2 protein-coding genes are annotated in these 871 nt (G+C 45.1%); both read left to right on the top strand.

What is annotated here, in order from left to right; genetic code table 11:
• On the top strand, nucleotides 1-560 hold a 560-nt coding region (locus tag R7P74_RS25520), incomplete at its 5' end, for a PTS transporter subunit EIIC (RefSeq protein WP_318123434.1).
• A gap of 49 nt (nucleotides 561-609) precedes the next feature.
• Nucleotides 610-871: PTS lactose/cellobiose transporter subunit IIA (locus R7P74_RS25515; RefSeq protein ID WP_318123433.1), on the top strand; the 262-nt coding region annotated here is incomplete at its 3' end.

Below are 871 nucleotides of genomic sequence, written 5' to 3'. Positions count from 1 at the left end.
TTCTAACAAACATCAGTGGAAACATCGACGCATTTGTTGCTGGGCAACCTGTTCCGAATATCTTCACTCAGCCGTTCTGGGACTTCTATATCTTCATTGGTGGTTCTGGTGCGACGTTAGCGTTGGTTCTACTGATGTCATTTAGCCGCTCTGTTCACCTAAAGAGTATCGGCCGAATGAGTGCGGTTCCTGGCTTCTTCCAAATTAATGAACCAGTGATTTTTGGTAGCCCAATCGTAATGAACCCAACATTGTTCATCCCATTTGTTTTTGCTCCAGTAATTAACGCAACGATTGCTTACTTTGCTGTGCATCTTGGCTTCGTAGGTATGGGTGTGGCTACTACACCATGGACGACGCCGGCAATTATTGGTGCGTCTTGGGGAAGCGGCTGGACGTTTTCTCCGGTACTGCTCGTAGTGGGTCTGTTGATTCTTGACCTTCTTATCTACTTCCCATTCTTCAAAATGTTTGAGAAGCAAATGCTTGAGCAAGAACTACCAACAACCAAAGAAACGAAACAGGCAGAACAACCTGCTGGTGAAGGCGTAACCGCTTAATTATGAATGGGCTGTTTTACCAAGCAGCCCATATTTTTGGAGAGAGAAAATGGAACAAGAACTGGTTGTAATGGAAATCATCTGCAATGCGGGTGAAGCCAGAAGTTTAAGTTATGAAGCGCTCCGTTTGGCGAGAGAGCAAAAATTTGAAGCAGCAGAAGAGAAATTGTTGCAAGCCAGAGAGTGCATTAACAAGGCGCATTTAATTCAGACGCAATTGATCGAAGAAGATCAGGGGGAGGGCAAAGTGCCGATGACTCTGGTTATGGTGCACGCTCAAGATCATTTAATGACAACGATTCTAGCGCAAG

It is taken from the genome of Vibrio sp. 2033, from assembly GCF_033339735.1.
This window is presented reverse-complemented; position numbering and strand designations above follow the sequence as displayed.